Here is a 14,863-nt window from a genome sequence, read left to right as displayed (position 1 = left end):
GTAATGAAAAACAGAGGGAGAGAGAGGGTGTCTGATAAAGAGCTGGCTTCAGCCGTATACAGTGACCGCATCTGCTTAAACTATAGCGATTTTCTCTCCGCCTCGTGCAAAAAACGCTGGAGTTTCGTCGACGCCATTTATGGCGTGATGCCGATTTTTGGCATGGTGACGCGCAAATCCTCGGCCCGCAGTGTACAGGCGAGCGACGAGCATCTGAAAGAATTAGCATTGCAAATCATTTCGACCCAGGTCAGCGACGAAATCAATATCGCCCGTCTTATCACCCTGGCAGAACAGCAGCACATCAGCCGTTTTGATATCCAGCTGCCTTATCCGCTCTCCGAGCAGCAGCTGGATGCTATCCATCAGGAATACCGCAAACCGCTCAACCTCACACAGCGCGACGACCTGCTGTGCGTGGCGATCCCCGGTCAGCCGCACTAAACCATCAGCTGCCACATTGCGGGCAGCGACGCCGCCATTAACAAGCCGATAGCCACGCGCTCTAGCTGCGTCAGCGAGATGTCACCGCGTCCGCCGCGTCGGGCGAACAGAAACAGCAGCAGGCCAGGCGCGTAAAGCACCACCGAAAGCAGCAGATGCAGCGGCCCGGAAGCGTAGAGCAGCCACAGCCCATAAAAGCTGGCACCGAGTCCCACCGCCAGCGCCAGCGGCTGCGCTTTTCCGCGCGTCAGCTTCACCAGATAGAGTCCCACCAGCAGATAGGGCACCAGTATCATCTCAGAGGCGATAGTCAGCAGCGTATTGTAATCGGCGTGGGTCAGGGCGATCAGTATCAGGCAAATCTGCACGCTGCCGTTGGTCAGCCACAGCGACGCGGCAGGCGCGTTGCGTTTGTTCTGGCGCGCAATGCTGCGGGGAAAGGCGCCCTGTTGCGCGGCGATAAAAGGCACTTCCGCCGCCATAATGGTCCAGCTCAGGTAGGCACCGCACACCGAAACGATCAGGCCGGCCGCAATCACCGCATCGCCCCAGTGGCCCATCAAACGTGTCATCAGTCCCGCCATTGACGGGTTACGCATCTGTGCCAGCTCGGCGCGCGGTACGACGCCCAGCGACAGCAGCGTCACCAGCAGATAGACCAGCAGCGCCGCCAGCACCGCCAGCAGGGTGGCGCGACCAACATCCTTTTTCTGACGCGCGCGGGCGGACACCACCACGGCGCCTTCCACACCGATAAACACCCACAGGGTAATCAGCATGGTCTGCTTCACCTGCTCCCACAGCGGCTTATCGAGCGAGAGGCCGGAAAAGTCGAAATGGAACCGGTCGTAATTAAACGCCGCTACCGCCAGCACCACGAACAGCAGCAGCGGCACCAGCTTGCCTAACGTCGCCAGCAGATTGATGCTTGCGGCGGTTTGCACGCCGCGCAGCACCAGAAAATGCACCATCCACAGCAGCAGAGACGCGCCCAGCATCGCCTGCCAGGTATTACCGTCGCCGAAAACCACCCGATTAGGCGTATCGGTAAAAAAGCTCAACGCGGAGAAGACGATCACCAGATAGGAGACGTTGGCGATAACGGCGCATAGCCAGTAGCCCCAGGCGGAGCAGAAGCCAAGGAGTTCGCCGAAACCGGCACGCGCATAGGTGAAGATGCCGCCATCCAGCTCCGGCTTCAGCCGGGTCAGCAGCAGCATGGCCAGCGCCAGAAACAGAATGCCGACGCCGGTAATGATCCAGCCGATCAGCAGAGCGGCCGGTCCGGCTACCGCTGCCATATTCTGCGGCAAACTGAACACGCCTGCGCCCAGCATTGAGCTGAGTACCAGCGCAGTAAGCGCGCTGAGACCTAATTTTTTCTCCAAAATACCCTTCCCGCTAGCATAAGTGGCTGGATTATGTTCTGAGCGGCGAATTTAACCGCGCTTTTTTGCTTTTACATGACTAATTCACCTAAAAGCAGCGCGCAGATTCTACGGAGTGCGAAAAAGGATGGCAATGCGTGGTTATGCAAAATTGTGAAGGGATAATGCAAACTGCAGGGCGGCGGGCGCCGCCCTGAAGGAAATTACCTGAAGAGATCGGCGGTGACGGTCAGGTTGCCGCCGCTCTGGTTCTGCCACTGGCGGGTAACATGATAGTACTTCGCCCCTTTATCGGCGGCGCGTTTCGCCACTTCTTCAGAGATTTCAGTCGGCGTGCCGAAGTGGCCGGTAAAGGTAACGGTGTCAAACGGCTGCATCTGCGCGGCGGTAATGGCGTTCACTTCCTGAACCGACTTGCCGTTCGCCAGCTTCACGGTATAGCGCTGGCCGGTAGAGCTCTGGGTTTCAAAGAAGCGGCCCACGCTGCTGCTCGGCGTTTCTGACGAGGCGACGCCCGGGATTTCGACGCGCTTCGCCGCTTCGCCGCCGGCCGCCAGCGCCGCTTTACCCGCTTCGGAATCGGCCGGGATCAGGTTCGGACTCTGTACCTTACGCTCTTTCGCGTCAGCTTTATAAACATAGGCGGTGATGTACTGGTTGCCGCCGTTATTGGCGTCGACCTGGCGCACAATATAGAAAGAGGCCGCGCCTTTTTCTTTCGCTGCTTTGCTAATGGCGTCGTTGACGTCCGGCTGGCTGGAGAAGAAGCCGCTGACGCTTACGGTGTCAAACGGCTCCAGGCGGTAAGCTTCCGCTTTCGGCAGCTCTTTAACGCCGTTAATCACGCGGTAAGTAGTGTCGTCGCTGGCTTTCGGCGCGTCAGCTTTATAAAGGTCAGCCGTAACGCGCCAGTTGCCGCTGTTGCCGTTGCTGTCGTTGATGCCCTGAATGTAATAAGAGGCTGCGCCCAGCTCATCCGCACGTTTCGACACCGCGTCGGCAGCGTCGTTAATCGCATTAAAGCGGCCGGTGACGTTAATACGTTCGAATGGTTTCAGCTCGGCCGCTTTTTCCGGCGTCAGTTCCTGCGCGGCGAATGCATTGGCCGCGAGCAGAGATAACAAGGTTGACGCCAGAATGGTGTTCTTCAGCTTCATAAAAATGATCCTTCGCCTTACGCAAAATGAGTACGAAAACGTGCTGGACTCTTGATGTATAACAGATTAGCCGCTGATTATTGCATGTTATAAACAGGCTGTCGCAGCCAATTTATGCGACAAATCTCGGGAAATTGATAGTTAAATTCATCATGACGTCATGCAAATTTGCTACGGCCATTTTTTGTACCGATTATCACTTAAGATGGTAACGCTTAGTGGTTAATCAGTTAATGCATTGTTAAATAAAGGTTTTTATTAACAAGAAATTCGTCATGATTCGATTCTGCTTAGCAGAATATATTTCAAACTTTTCAATTCGCAGTCGCATAGCGCGGCTTTTCTCCTGGGACGCTGAATAATCGTATGAATGTCACCGGCGGGCGTTCTGGTTGTAGATCGCTGTTCATATTTTCAGTAGGTTATAAATACTTTGATACAAGTGCATGTCGTTCATAAGCGCCTGAAATCCTGTTTCAGGCGCTGTGTCGCTATGCAATCGACAGGCCATCATCACGTGATGAAAGGGATGAATATGTTAATTGGAATACCCAAAGAGCGATTGCCCAACGAGGCGCGCGTGGCGGCGACGCCGAAAACCGTTGAGCAGCTTATCAAACTGGGTTTTAGCGTTGCTGTCGAGCACGATGCGGGCAAACGCGCCAGTTTTGATGACGAAAGTTATGTCGCCGCAGGCGCCAGCCTCTGCGATGGTCAGCAGATCTGGCAGTCCGATATCGTGCTGAAGGTGAATGCGCCTGACGATGAGGAGATCGCCCTGACGCGAGCGGGCAGCACGCTGGTGAGCTTTGTCTGGCCGGCGCAAAACGCGGCGCTGCTGGAGAAGCTGGCGGCGCGGCAGGTCACCCTCATGGCGATGGACGCCGTACCGCGCATCTCGCGCGCGCAGTCGCTGGATGCGCTCAGCTCGATGGCGAACATTGCGGGCTATCGCGCCATTGTCGAAGCCGCTCACGAATTTGGCCGTTTCTTTACCGGGCAGATTACCGCGGCGGGTAAAGTGCCGCCGGCGAAAGTGATGGTGATCGGCGCAGGCGTCGCCGGACTGGCGGCTATTGGCGCGGCGGGCAGCCTCGGCGCTATCGTGCGCGCCTTTGATACCCGCCCGGAAGTGAAAGAGCAGGTGCAAAGCATGGGCGCCGAATTCCTTGAGCTCGATTTTGAAGAGGAAGCGGGCAGCGGCGACGGCTATGCGAAAGTGATGTCCGAAGCCTTTATTAAAGCGGAGATGGCGCTCTTCGCCGCGCAGGCGAAAGAGGTCGATATTATCGTCACGACGGCGCTGATCCCAGGCAAGCCCGCGCCGAAACTGATCACCGCCGAGATGGTGGCCAGCATGAAGCCAGGCAGCGTTATTGTCGATCTGGCGGCGCAAACCGGCGGCAACTGCGAGCTGACCCAGGCCGATCGCGTTACCGTCACCGATAACGGCGTGAAGATCATTGGCTATACCGATCTGCCCAGCCGCCTGCCGACCCAGTCCTCGCAGCTTTATGGCACCAATCTGGTGAACCTGATGAAGTTGCTGTGCAAAGAGAAGAACGGCGAGATCGCGATAGATTTCGAGGATGTCGTGGTACGCGGCGTGACCGTGATCCGCGACGGCGAAATCACCTGGCCTGCGCCGCCGATTCAGGTCTCCGCCGCGCCGAAAGCGGCGCCCGCCGCGGCGCAGCCTGCGGTCAAGGAAGCGGCGAAACCTGCGCCGTCATGGCGCAAGTATCTGCTGCTGGCGCTGGCGGTCGTGCTGTTTGCCTGCCTTGCCAACGTCGCGCCTGCCGAGTTCCTGTCCCACTTTACGGTGTTCGCGCTCGCCTGCGTGGTCGGCTACTACGTGGTGTGGAACGTCAGCCATGCGCTGCATACGCCGCTGATGTCGGTAACCAATGCCATTTCCGGCATTATTGTGGTCGGCGCGGTGCTGCAAATGGGACATGGCGGCTGGGTCACTTTTATCTCATTTATTGCGGTGCTGATCGCCAGCATCAATATTTTCGGTGGTTTCACCGTCACCCAGCGCATGCTGAAAATGTTTCGTAAGGGGTAACAGATGTCTGGCGGATTAGTGACTGCAGCATACATTGTTGCCGCGATTCTCTTTATTTTCAGCCTGGCGGGGCTCTCGAAACATGAGACCTCGAAGCAGGGCAATCTCTTTGGCATCAGCGGGATGGCGCTGGCGCTGCTGGCGACTATTTTTGGTCCCGACAGCGGCAACGTCGCGTGGATTTTGCTGGCGATGGTTATCGGCGGCGCGATCGGCGTGCGCCTGGCGAAGAAGGTTGAAATGACCGAAATGCCGGAGCTGGTGGCTATTCTTCACAGCTTCGTCGGTCTGGCCGCCGTGCTGGTGGGCTTCAACAGCTATATCGATCATGGGCCGGGTCTGCCTGCGGTGATGGAAAATATTCACCTGACGGAAGTCTTCCTCGGCATCTTTATCGGTGCGGTGACCTTTACCGGTTCGCTGGTGGCGTTCGGCAAGCTGCGCGGCAAAATCTCATCGCGCCCGCTGATGCTGCCGCATCGCCACAAGCTTAACCTGCTGGCGCTGGTGGTCTCCTTCCTGCTGCTGCTGTGGTTTGTGCGTACCGACAGCAGCGGCGCGCAGGGCTTCTCGCTGCTGCTGATGACGCTGATCGCGCTGGCGTTCGGCTGGCATCTGGTAGCCTCTATCGGCGGCGCCGATATGCCGGTGGTGGTGTCAATGCTCAACTCGTACTCCGGCTGGGCGGCGGCGGCGGCGGGCTTTATGCTGAGCAACGACCTGCTGATCGTGACCGGTGCGCTGGTGGGTTCGTCGGGTGCCATTCTCTCTTACATTATGTGTAAGGCGATGAACCGCTCCTTTATCAGCGTTATCGCTGGCGGCTTCGGCACCGACAGCAGCGCAGGCGGCGAAAGCGAAGAGGCGGGCGAGCACCGCGAAATCAGCGTGGAAGAGACGGCCGAGCTGCTGAAGCAATCTTCTTCGGTCATTATCACGCCTGGCTACGGCATGGCGGTGGCGCAGGCGCAGTATCCGGTGGCGGAGATCACTGAAAAGCTGCGCGCGCGCGGCATCAAGGTGCGCTTCGGCATCCATCCGGTCGCCGGGCGTCTGCCGGGCCATATGAACGTGCTGCTGGCAGAGGCGAAAGTGCCTTATGACGTGGTGCTGGAGATGGATGAGATCAACGATGACTTTTCCGACACCGATACCGTTCTGGTGATTGGCGCTAACGACACCGTCAATCCGGCGGCGCAGGACGATCCGCGCAGTCCTATTGCGGGCATGCCGGTGCTTGAGGTGTGGAAAGCGCAAAACGTTATCGTGTTTAAACGCTCGATGAATACCGGCTACGCCGGCGTGCAGAATCCGCTGTTCTTTAAAGAGAATACGCAGATGCTGTTCGGTGATGCCAAAGCGAGCGTGGAAGGGATACTCAAAGCGCTGTAAAGAAAAGGGCGGCCAGCTGGCCGCCCTTGTTATTCGTCATCATCCTCTTCGTCATCATCAAGCGTAACGGGCGAATTAAAGTCATCAGGCTTGATCGCCAGCAGGTCGCAGCGCAGATGATCGATAACCTGTTCCGCTGTATTGCCAAGGAACGCCGCTGACAGACCGGTACGGCCGATAGTGCCGAGCACCACAATCCCGGCGCTGAGCTGACCGGCGATATCGGGAATGACCTCTTCAGGCAGCCCTTTTGCGACGTGAGTGAACTCTTCGCGAATTGAGAATTTCTGACGCAGCGCTTTCATCGCCACCAGATGCTGGCCGCGAATCGCATCGTTGTAGACGCTGGGGTCGAAGTCGGGTAGTTCGATCGCTATATTGATCGGCGTAATCGGGTAGGCGCCGACCAGATGCACCTCAGTGTGATTCACCATCTCCGCCAGCCGGGTAGTTTCCCGGATCAGCTTCTGATTCAGCTCATCGTGGTGCGGCTCTTCGCTGGCGAGATTCACGGCTACTATCGCTTTGCCGCCTTCCGGCCAGGGCTGATCTTTTACCATCCACACCGGGCAAGGGCATTTACGCAACAGATGCCAGTCGGTAGGCGTAAAGATCACAGCCTCCAGCCGATCGTGCTGATGCGCCATCTTCAGCACCAGATCGTGCCCGTGCGCCAGCACCTCCTGAATAATCGCTTCATAGGGGCGATTGTGCCATACCACCTTGATTTCAATATCCACGCCCGCTTCGAGATAGGCGCGCGCCTGCTCGCGGATCCATTCGGTGCGCTGGCTGATAACGCCTTGCCGCATGGATGAACGCTCATCTGGCGAGAGCAGCGTGGTCATCTCATAAGAGAAGTCATAAATCGGCAGATAGGCCTTAATTTTGCCGCCGATGCGCTGATTAAGGTAAACCGCGCGTCGTAACGCAGGCTGATCGTCTTGCTGGGGATCGATAGCGACCAGCATATTTTGGTAGCGGGACATAGGGAATAACTCCTTAAACCAGGCCGAACTGGTTTAAAGATAGCCTAAGTTAGGAGCGGGAAGAAGCGGAAAAGTTACTGTGGGATCAATAAACTAACAAATTTACGCTGGCGATCAGAGTTGCAGAGGCATTGCGCGCATACCTGCAACTCTAATCATTAGGCGGCCAATTAATTAAGCAGCCTGAACGCTCTGACCGGCCAGTTCGGCAAGCAGGTCATGGTTTTCTATAGTGATATATTTGCCTTTTACCGCCAGCATGCCCGATTTCTGAAAACGACCGAGCAGGCGGCTGATGGTTTCGACGGTCAGGCCAAGGTAGTTACCGATATCGCCGCGCGTCATCGTCAGGCGGAATTCACGCTGGGAAAAGCCGCGCTGGCCAAAACGACGCGAGAGGTTCCAGATAAACGCAGCCAGACGTTCTTCAGCATTTTTCTTCGACAGCAGCAGGATCATATCCTGGTCGCCTTTGATTTCACCGCTCATCAAACGCATCATCTGCTGACGCAGGGCAGGCATTTTACCTGATAAATCGTCCAGCGTTTCGAATGGGATCTCGCACACCATCGCCGTTTCCAGCGCCTGGGCGAAGCTGGGATGATTGCCGTTCATGATCGCATCGAAACCGACCAGATCGCCCGCCAGGTGAAAGCCTGTAATCTGCTCGTCGCCCTGTTCAGTAATGGTGTAACTCTTAATCGTGCCGGAGCGGATAGCGTAGAGCGATTTCAGATCGTCGCCTGCTTTAAACAGCGTCTGGCCTTTCTGAATAGGTTTTTTACGCTCGATAATGTTGTCGAGCTGATCCAGCTCATGTTCATTCAGGGTGAACGGGATACACAGCTGACTAATGCTGCAGTCCTGACAGTGGATGGCACAGCCACCCGACTGAATACGGCGAATGGTGCGTTTTTCAGTGATCATAATGTACGCTCGACGATTATTGACTGGTGTCAATTTTATCATTTTTCCCGCTGAAATGAACTCATCAGAGCAGTTTTAGCCTCAGAAAGTGTAGGGATGTCAGGCGTGGCGCGGAGCCGCGTTCTGACAAGCCCTTTACGTCACATTTTTGCTTTTTGGCACGAAAACTTTCCACTTTATTGATCTGGATGGGCGTTTTTTAAACGGCTTCCTGACGCGCTTCACCACTGGCGCACTGTTTTTTCCCTTTGCTACTATTGCATCTACAGAGGCGAATGTGATCTCTGTAATTCCTTATTGACCTGGCGTGAGAAAATTCCATGAACCTTGACGATGAAGACCTGTTTCGGGATGCCATGGGTGATGTCACTCCATTAAAAGATAGCGCCAGTACTTTATGGCTGAAATCGCCCTCAACCAAAGCACCGCGTCGTCCTGAAACCACGATTGCGGAAGAGAACTTTCTGACGCGCGGCTACCTCGACATTATTCCGCTTGCCACGCCGCTGGAGTATAAAGCCGACGGCATACAGCAGGGCGTGCTGGATAAGCTGCGCAAGGGAGAATATAAGATGGATGCCAGCCTGAATCTGCTGCGTCAGCCGGTGGAAACCTGCCGTCAGGCAGTCTTCAGCTTTATGCTGCAGGCGCGCAAAGAGGGTTTGCGCAATTTACTGTTCATCCATGGTAAAGGGCGCGACAACGAATCCCATGCCAATATTGTGCGCAGTTACCTGGCGCGCTGGCTACGTCAGTTTGACGACGTGCAGACCTTTTGCACGTCGCAGCCGCAGCATGGTGGCGCGGGCGCGCTCTACGTCGGCCTGCGTAAAACAGAAAAAGCGCGGCTGGATAATCGTGAGCGTCATGCTAAACGCAGCCGTTAGTCCGGCGCTTTGCGGATGGTCGCCATCAGGATTTCGGCGCTGAGACTCAGGGGCTGGCCGGTGCGGGTGATAATGCCGACCGGTTCGCCCGGTCCTGACGAGCTGATGGGCAGGGCGCACAGGGCATTGTGCGCCAGATCTTCCTTGATGGCGCCGGAGGGTACAAACCAGACGTAGTCATACCGCAGCGCCAGCTGGCGCGCGAGCGACGTCGATGAGGTTTCAACGCAGGTACTGGGCAGGGTGCAGCCCTGTTCATCCAGCATCTGTTGTGCGATACGGCGCGGCGCGGTCCCTTCCGGCGAGATCACGACCGGCCACTGCATGGCCCGCGACAGCGTGACGTTGTCACTCAGAAGCGGATGCTCCGGCCGCACCACCAGCTTCAGCGATTCGAGAAACAGCAGTTCGTAGGTCAGGCCAGTCATCATTTCACTGTCCGCCATACGACCAATGCCGATATCGAACTCGCCTGCACGCAGCCCGGCCAGCAGCACGTTATTGTGCAGAGTGGCGACCTGGACGGTCGCATGAGGCTGCTGCTGATGAAAGCGATCGAGAATTTGCGGCAGCATGCCCATCGCCGCCGTAGTGAGCGCACCGAGTCGGATCACGACCGGACGGGTTGAAACCGGCAGGTTAAAGCTCTGGCCTGCGTGATTAAGCGCATCCAGCACTTTCACTGCGTGGATCAAAAACTGTTCGCCCATGGTGGTAAGCTGCGCGCCCAGGCGGCCTCGCTCAAACAGGCGAACGCCTGTCAGCTCCTCAAGCTCATTCAGCGTTTTAGACAGGGCGGGCTGACTGAGGCTCAGGGTTTCCGCCGCGCGGCCCAGGGTTCCCTGTTGCGCCACCGCAACAAAGGTATGAAGATGGCGCAAGCGAATGCGCTGATTGAAAAGGATATTTTTGTCCATATCATAAAGTTAATAATTTTTGTCGCTACACGGCAACCAGTAAAGATGGGTTTTGTTAACTTTGCTGCAAAATAAAATTAACAAAATGGGGTGATTTGGCTTTGTTGTTGATTTTTAAAGCTAAATAATCTCAGCCGCGTAATGGGGCTGCCAGCCTGCAAAATAAGTTTAAAACGAATTCAACGCGTTAAACCTTAAATATTGAATAATTCTCAATATCATATAAAAATCGAACGCCTTATTGTTAACGATGGGCTATCATAGCTGCCGTTTTTTTTACCAAAACTGATGTTTCAAGAGATGAGCGCAGTGAGGAGTTCGCAGTGACCAGCATTGAAGCAGTAGACGTTCGCCAGTTAATCAATCAGTCAGAGCTGAGCCGTTGGCAAAAGCGCCTGATTGCGCTCTGCTTTATTGTGGTCGCCCTTGACGGCATGGATATCGCGCTGATGGGCTTTATCGCCCCGACGCTCAAGGCGGGCTGGGGCGTCACCAATCATCAGCTTGGCGTAGTGATCAGCGCGGCGCTCGTCGGGCTGGCGCTCGGCGCCATGCTGGCGGGGCCGCTGGCCGATCGTTACGGCCGCCGCATGATGATTATCCTCAGCGTCTTTTTCTTCGGGCTATGGACGCTCGCCACTGCGCTGGCAAATAACATCGAGCAGATGATGCTGTTTCGCTTTTTGACCGGTCTGGGCCTGGGCGCGGCAATGCCTAACGTCGGCACGCTGGTGGCGGAATATGCGCCGGAGCGCCGCCGCGCCTTTATCATTACCGTGGTGTTCTGCGGCTTTACCTTCGGCGCCGCCAGCGGTGGTTTTGCCGCCTCCTGGCTGCTGCCGCGCTACAGCTGGCATGCGGTCATGATGCTGGGCGGCATTCTGCCGCTGGTGGTCCTGCCGTTTTTAATGCGCGGTGTGCCGGAGTCGGTGCGTTTTCTGATTAGCCGCCGCGCGCCGGCGACGCGCATTCACGCTATTCTGGAGCGGATGCTGCCCGGTGCCACACGGCCCGACAGCGCGTTTCACTCGCAGGAGCCGACGCCGCAGACCCAGGGCGCAATCGCTACCGTCGTCTCCCGTCGTTATCTTTTCGGCAGCCTGATGTTGTGGGGCGGCTACTTTATGGGGCTGTTTCTGGTTTACCTGATCGGCAGCTGGCTGCCATCGCTTATCAATACGCTGGGCATGTCAGTTACCGACGCGGCTATTATCACCGCCATGTATCAGGCGGGCGGTACCCTTGGCTCGCTGTTTGCCGGCTGGCTGATGGATCGCTTTAATGCGAATCTGGCACTGGCGGTCATCTATTTCTGCGGTGGGCTGGCGATTGTCACGCTGGGCTTTTCGCCTGCAGAAGTGGGGATGATGAGCGGCATCGCCTTTCTCAGCGGCTTCTGTTTCAACGGCGCCAATACGGGCATGAATGCGCTTTCCGCCAGCTACTATCCCACCCATGCGCGCGCGACGGGCTCCAGCTGGATGCATGGTGTTGGCCGCGTCGGGGCTATCCTCAGCGCCTTTGTCGGCGCGGAGATGCTCTCTCTCGGCTGGTCTTTCAGCCTGATCTTCGTACTGCTGGCGATTCCCGCGCTGCTGACCACGTTGATGCTGGTGATGAAAAATCGCTTCGGCTTTAAGCCGATCACAAATCCGTAACTTTTTTGCCTGCCGATTTCGCGTTGCTCTACAGTAGCAGCAACGTCGATCATGTCAGGAGCAGGCACCATGAATCACTTCCTCAGCGCGGACGCTATTCGTACGCGCTTCTCACAGGCGATGTCCGCAATGTATCAGCAGGAGGTGCCGCAGTATGGCACGCTGATGACGCTGGTACAGCGCGTCAATGCGCGTTGTTTAGCCGACCGTCCGGCGCTGAAAGCGCGGCTGGAAGCGGCGGACGAGCTTGAGCGCCTCAATCTGGAGCGTCACGGCGCCATTCGCGTCGGCACGGCTGAAGAGCTGGCGACGCTGCGGCAGATGTTCGCGGTAATGGGTATGGAGCCGGTCGGCTACTACGATCTGTCGCAAGCGGGCGTGCCGGTGCACTCCACCGCGTTTCGTCCGGTCAGCGACGCGGCGCTGCGCCGCAATCCCTTCCGCATTTTTACCTCGCTGCTGCGGCTGGAGCTCATTGACGATCTTCAGCTGCGGGAAAAAGCGGCGGCGATACTGGCGCGGCGCGACATTTTTACGCCGCGCTGCCGGGCGCTGATCGCGCAACATCAGCAGCAGGGCGGCCTCAGTGACGCGGACGCCGACGCCTTTGTCAAAGAGGCGCTGGAGACGTTCCGCTGGCATGGCGTGAGCACTGTCGACAGCGAGACCTATCAGGCGCTGAGCCAGCAGCATCGCCTGATTGCCGACGTGGTCTGCTTTCCGGGATGCCATATCAATCACCTGACGCCGCGCACGCTCGACATCGACCTGGTGCAGTCGCTGATGCCAGAATACGGCATCGATCCAAAAGCCCTGATTGAAGGGCCGCCACGACGCGAAGTGCCGATTTTGCTGCGGCAGACCAGTTTTAAGGCGCTGGAGGAGCCGGTACGTTTCCAGCAGGGCGAGAGCGGCACCCATACCGCGCGCTTTGGCGAAATCGAGCAGCGCGGCGTGGCGCTGACGCCGAAAGGCCGCGCGCTGTACGATCGTCTGCTGGCGGAAGCGGGCACCGGCACCGACAACCAGCAGCATCAGCAGCGGCTGGCCGAGGTATTTCGCGATTTTCCCGACGATGAGCGCAGCCTGCGCGAGCAGCAGCTCGCCTGGTTCGACTATCGGCTGAGCGAAAAGGGCGAGGCACAACCGCCGCGTCCGGGCGAATCGCTGGCGACGCTGATCGAGCAGGGACGCATTATCGCCGATCCGGTTGTTTATGAAGATTTTCTGCCGGTCAGCGCGGCAGGTATATTCCAGTCAAACCTGGGCGATAAGGCGCAGGCGCGTACGGCAGGCAATGCCAGCAGGGCGGATTTTGAAGCGGCGCTGGGCGCGTCGGTGCAGGATGAGATGCAGCTCTATCAGGCGCGTCAGCAGCAATCGCTGGTACGATGCGGTATCAGCGACGCTTAACGCGGGCGGCTCAGCATATTCTGCAAATGCACTAAGGACATAGACAATATCTTAACGGCCTGTAGATAATGCCTTAACGCTTTATCAGGGAACAGGTAATGAAAAACAGACGACCTCTGCGCCTCCGAACAGCGGAAGGCGAGCTAAGAGGAAGTATGGATGATGATCTCTTTGTCTTTAAGGGTATTCCTTATGCCGCCGCGCCGGTGGGCGCGCTGCGCTGGCGCGCGCCGCAGCCGGTAACGCCCTGGCAGGAGGTGCGTGACGCAACCGCATTCGGCGCCGCCTGCTGGCAGAACCGCGCGCTCTGCGTTGCCGCAGGCGGCGGCGATCCCGGCCCGCTCAGCGAAGACTGCCTTTATCTCAACGTCTGGACGCCTGACGTCGAGCCGTCACGGCCATTGCCTGTGATGGTCTGGCTGCACGGCGGCGGTTTCGTTATGGGATCGGGCGGGCTGGCACCCTATAACGGCAAGCCGATGGCGGCGCGCGGCGCAGTGGTCGTAACGGTGAATTACCGTCTCGGTCATCTCGGTTTTTTCGCGCATCCGGCGCTGGACGCGGAGTACCGCGACGGCGGCATCGTTAATAACTTCGCTCTGCTCGACCAGATAGCGGCGCTGCAGTGGATACAGCGCAATATTCCTGCATTTGGCGGTAATCGTGACAACGTCACTATCTTTGGCGAATCGTCCGGCGCGCGCAGCGTGCTTTCGCTCTGCTGCTCGCCGCTGGCGGAGGGGCTGTTTCATAAAGCGATCGTGCAAAGCGCCTATAGCCTGCCGGACAAACCGCGTAAAGCGGCTTTGCAAGTGGGCGAGCAGGTCGCGGCGCATTTCGGTTTGCGCAACGCTACCGCGCAGCAGCTACGCGAACTGCCTGCCGACGCCTTCTGGCCGCTGGAGTCGCCTTTGTGGCACGGGCCGGTGCCGATTGCTGGCGACGCCGTGTTGCCGCAGCCGGTGTTGCCCACCTTTATGGCGGGGCGACAGCATCGCATTCCGCTGATGGCTGGCAGCAACAGCGACGAAGCCAGCGTGCTGGGTTATTTTAATGTGGATACCGCCACAGTCATACGACAGCTGCGCGCCAGCAGGCCGCTCAGCTATCGGCTGCTGAAATGGCTGTACGATATTCACGACGATCGCCTGCTGGGACGTGCGGCAGCGCGCGATATGGCCTTTAGCGTCATGCCGTGGATCCTGATGCGCGCGCAGCACAACGTCGGCATGCCGGGCTGGCGCTACTGGTTCGACTATGTTTCCGAACAGTCGCGCGATCTCTATCCGCACGGCGCATGGCATGGCAATGAGGTACCCTATACGCTTAATACCCTGGCGACGATGCAGCCTGCCGACAGTGAACGCCCCTACACCGCCAGCGATCGCGCCTTTTCGCAGCGTATGGCGGATTACTGGTTCGCCTTTGCGCGCGACGCAAATGAATTCAGCCACCGGCTGGAGGGCGAAATAAGCTGGCCCACCTGGCATCCCGGCGAAGATCTCACGCTGTCGTTCGGTGAAGGCGGTGAGAAGGCGCTACTGCTCAAACGCAATTTTATGCGCGCGCGTCTGAGGCTGTTTCGCCTGATGATGAAAAGTATGGTAAAGCTTTGACGGCTAA

12 protein-coding genes are annotated in these 14,863 nt (G+C 57.6%); 7 read left to right on the top strand and 5 right to left on the bottom strand.

Annotated elements, in window-relative coordinates:
- Positions 1–27: 27 nt before the first annotated feature.
- The gene (locus D7S44_RS05495) at positions 28–444 is read left to right on the top strand and encodes a hypothetical protein (protein WP_120452717.1); all 417 of its coding nucleotides are present in this window, start codon (positions 28–30) and stop codon (positions 442–444) included.
- Here D7S44_RS05495 and D7S44_RS05490 read toward each other — a convergent pair.
- A complete protein-coding gene (locus D7S44_RS05490; protein WP_120452715.1) occupies positions 441–1,832 on the bottom strand; it encodes a basic amino acid/polyamine antiporter in 1,392 nt (463 codons plus the stop codon). The two genes, D7S44_RS05495 and D7S44_RS05490, sit on opposite strands and share 4 nt — an antisense overlap.
- A gap of 203 nt (positions 1,833–2,035) precedes the next feature.
- A complete protein-coding gene (gene ydgH / locus D7S44_RS05485; protein ID WP_120452713.1) occupies positions 2,036–2,989 on the bottom strand; it encodes a DUF1471 family protein YdgH in 954 nt (317 codons plus the stop codon).
- A gap of 535 nt (positions 2,990–3,524) precedes the next feature.
- On the opposite strand from ydgH, the gene pntA reads away from it, so the two are divergent.
- Positions 3,525–5,057 carry a Re/Si-specific NAD(P)(+) transhydrogenase subunit alpha gene (gene pntA, locus D7S44_RS05480; protein WP_120452904.1) on the top strand — a complete coding sequence of 511 codons (1,533 nt, stop codon included), beginning with the start codon at positions 3,525–3,527 and terminating at the stop codon, positions 5,055–5,057.
- A 3-nt stretch (positions 5,058–5,060) separates the two neighbouring features.
- Complete coding sequence (pntB, locus tag D7S44_RS05475; RefSeq protein ID WP_120452711.1) at positions 5,061–6,449, top strand: Re/Si-specific NAD(P)(+) transhydrogenase subunit beta; 1,389 nt, start codon at positions 5,061–5,063, stop codon at positions 6,447–6,449.
- 29 nt (positions 6,450–6,478) lie between these two features.
- Here the strand turns inward: pntB and uspE are convergent, their stop codons facing one another.
- Positions 6,479–7,438 (bottom strand): universal stress protein UspE, encoded by a 960-nt coding sequence (uspE, locus tag D7S44_RS05470; RefSeq protein WP_120452709.1) that lies wholly within the window; start codon positions 7,436–7,438, stop codon positions 6,479–6,481.
- Positions 7,439–7,612: 174 nt separating this feature from the next.
- Positions 7,613–8,365 carry a fumarate/nitrate reduction transcriptional regulator Fnr gene (gene fnr / locus D7S44_RS05465; RefSeq protein ID WP_120452708.1) on the bottom strand — a complete coding sequence of 251 codons (753 nt, stop codon included), beginning with the start codon at positions 8,363–8,365 and terminating at the stop codon, positions 7,613–7,615.
- A gap of 320 nt (positions 8,366–8,685) precedes the next feature.
- Between fnr and smrA the strand changes: the two genes are divergently transcribed.
- On the top strand, positions 8,686–9,252 hold the full coding sequence (gene smrA, locus D7S44_RS05460) for a DNA endonuclease SmrA (protein WP_120452706.1): 567 nt from the start codon (positions 8,686–8,688) through the stop codon (positions 9,250–9,252).
- Here the strand turns inward: smrA and D7S44_RS05455 are convergent.
- On the bottom strand, positions 9,249–10,169 hold the full coding sequence (locus D7S44_RS05455) for a LysR substrate-binding domain-containing protein (RefSeq protein WP_120452704.1): 921 nt from the start codon (positions 10,167–10,169) through the stop codon (positions 9,249–9,251). The genes smrA and D7S44_RS05455 overlap by 4 nt on opposite strands.
- 323 nt (positions 10,170–10,492) lie before the next feature.
- On the opposite strand from D7S44_RS05455, the gene D7S44_RS05450 reads away from it, so the two are divergent.
- From D7S44_RS05450 to D7S44_RS05440, 3 genes are all read left to right on the top strand, one after another.
- A complete protein-coding gene (locus D7S44_RS05450; protein ID WP_120452702.1) occupies positions 10,493–11,827 on the top strand; it encodes an MFS transporter in 1,335 nt (444 codons plus the stop codon).
- Positions 11,828–11,896: 69 nt separating this feature from the next.
- Positions 11,897–13,240 (top strand): 2-oxoadipate dioxygenase/decarboxylase HglS, encoded by a 1,344-nt coding sequence (hglS, locus tag D7S44_RS05445; RefSeq protein ID WP_120452700.1) that lies wholly within the window; start codon positions 11,897–11,899, stop codon positions 13,238–13,240.
- A gap of 98 nt (positions 13,241–13,338) precedes the next feature.
- Positions 13,339–14,856, top strand: coding sequence for a carboxylesterase/lipase family protein (locus tag D7S44_RS05440; RefSeq protein ID WP_120452699.1), 1,518 nt, complete (start codon positions 13,339–13,341; stop codon positions 14,854–14,856).
- The last annotated feature ends 7 nt before the right edge of the window (positions 14,857–14,863 follow it).

Source organism: Pantoea piersonii, assembly GCF_003612015.1.
Classification (GTDB): domain Bacteria; phylum Pseudomonadota; class Gammaproteobacteria; order Enterobacterales; family Enterobacteriaceae; genus Pantoea; species Pantoea piersonii.
The sequence above is the reverse complement of the archived record's forward strand: the minus strand, read 5'-3'. Positions and strand labels throughout refer to the sequence as shown.

What these genes read in the sequence shown, in the direction of transcription:
- ydgH (WP_120452713.1), bottom strand. Translation starts at nt 2,989, where the DNA reads ATGAAGCTGAAGAACACCATTCTGGCGTCAACCTTGTTATCTCTGCTC.
- pntA (WP_120452904.1), top strand. Translation starts at nt 3,525, where the DNA reads ATGTTAATTGGAATACCCAAAGAGCGATTGCCCAACGAGGCGCGCGTG.
- pntB (WP_120452711.1), top strand. Translation starts at nt 5,061, where the DNA reads ATGTCTGGCGGATTAGTGACTGCAGCATACATTGTTGCCGCGATTCTC.
- uspE (WP_120452709.1), bottom strand. Translation starts at nt 7,438, where the DNA reads ATGTCCCGCTACCAAAATATGCTGGTCGCTATCGATCCCCAGCAAGAC.
- fnr (WP_120452708.1), bottom strand. Translation starts at nt 8,365, where the DNA reads ATGATCACTGAAAAACGCACCATTCGCCGTATTCAGTCGGGTGGCTGT.
- smrA (WP_120452706.1), top strand. Translation starts at nt 8,686, where the DNA reads ATGAACCTTGACGATGAAGACCTGTTTCGGGATGCCATGGGTGATGTC.
- D7S44_RS05455 (WP_120452704.1), bottom strand. Translation starts at nt 10,169, where the DNA reads ATGGACAAAAATATCCTTTTCAATCAGCGCATTCGCTTGCGCCATCTT.
- hglS (WP_120452700.1), top strand. Translation starts at nt 11,897, where the DNA reads ATGAATCACTTCCTCAGCGCGGACGCTATTCGTACGCGCTTCTCACAG.
- D7S44_RS05440 (WP_120452699.1), top strand. Translation starts at nt 13,339, where the DNA reads ATGAAAAACAGACGACCTCTGCGCCTCCGAACAGCGGAAGGCGAGCTA.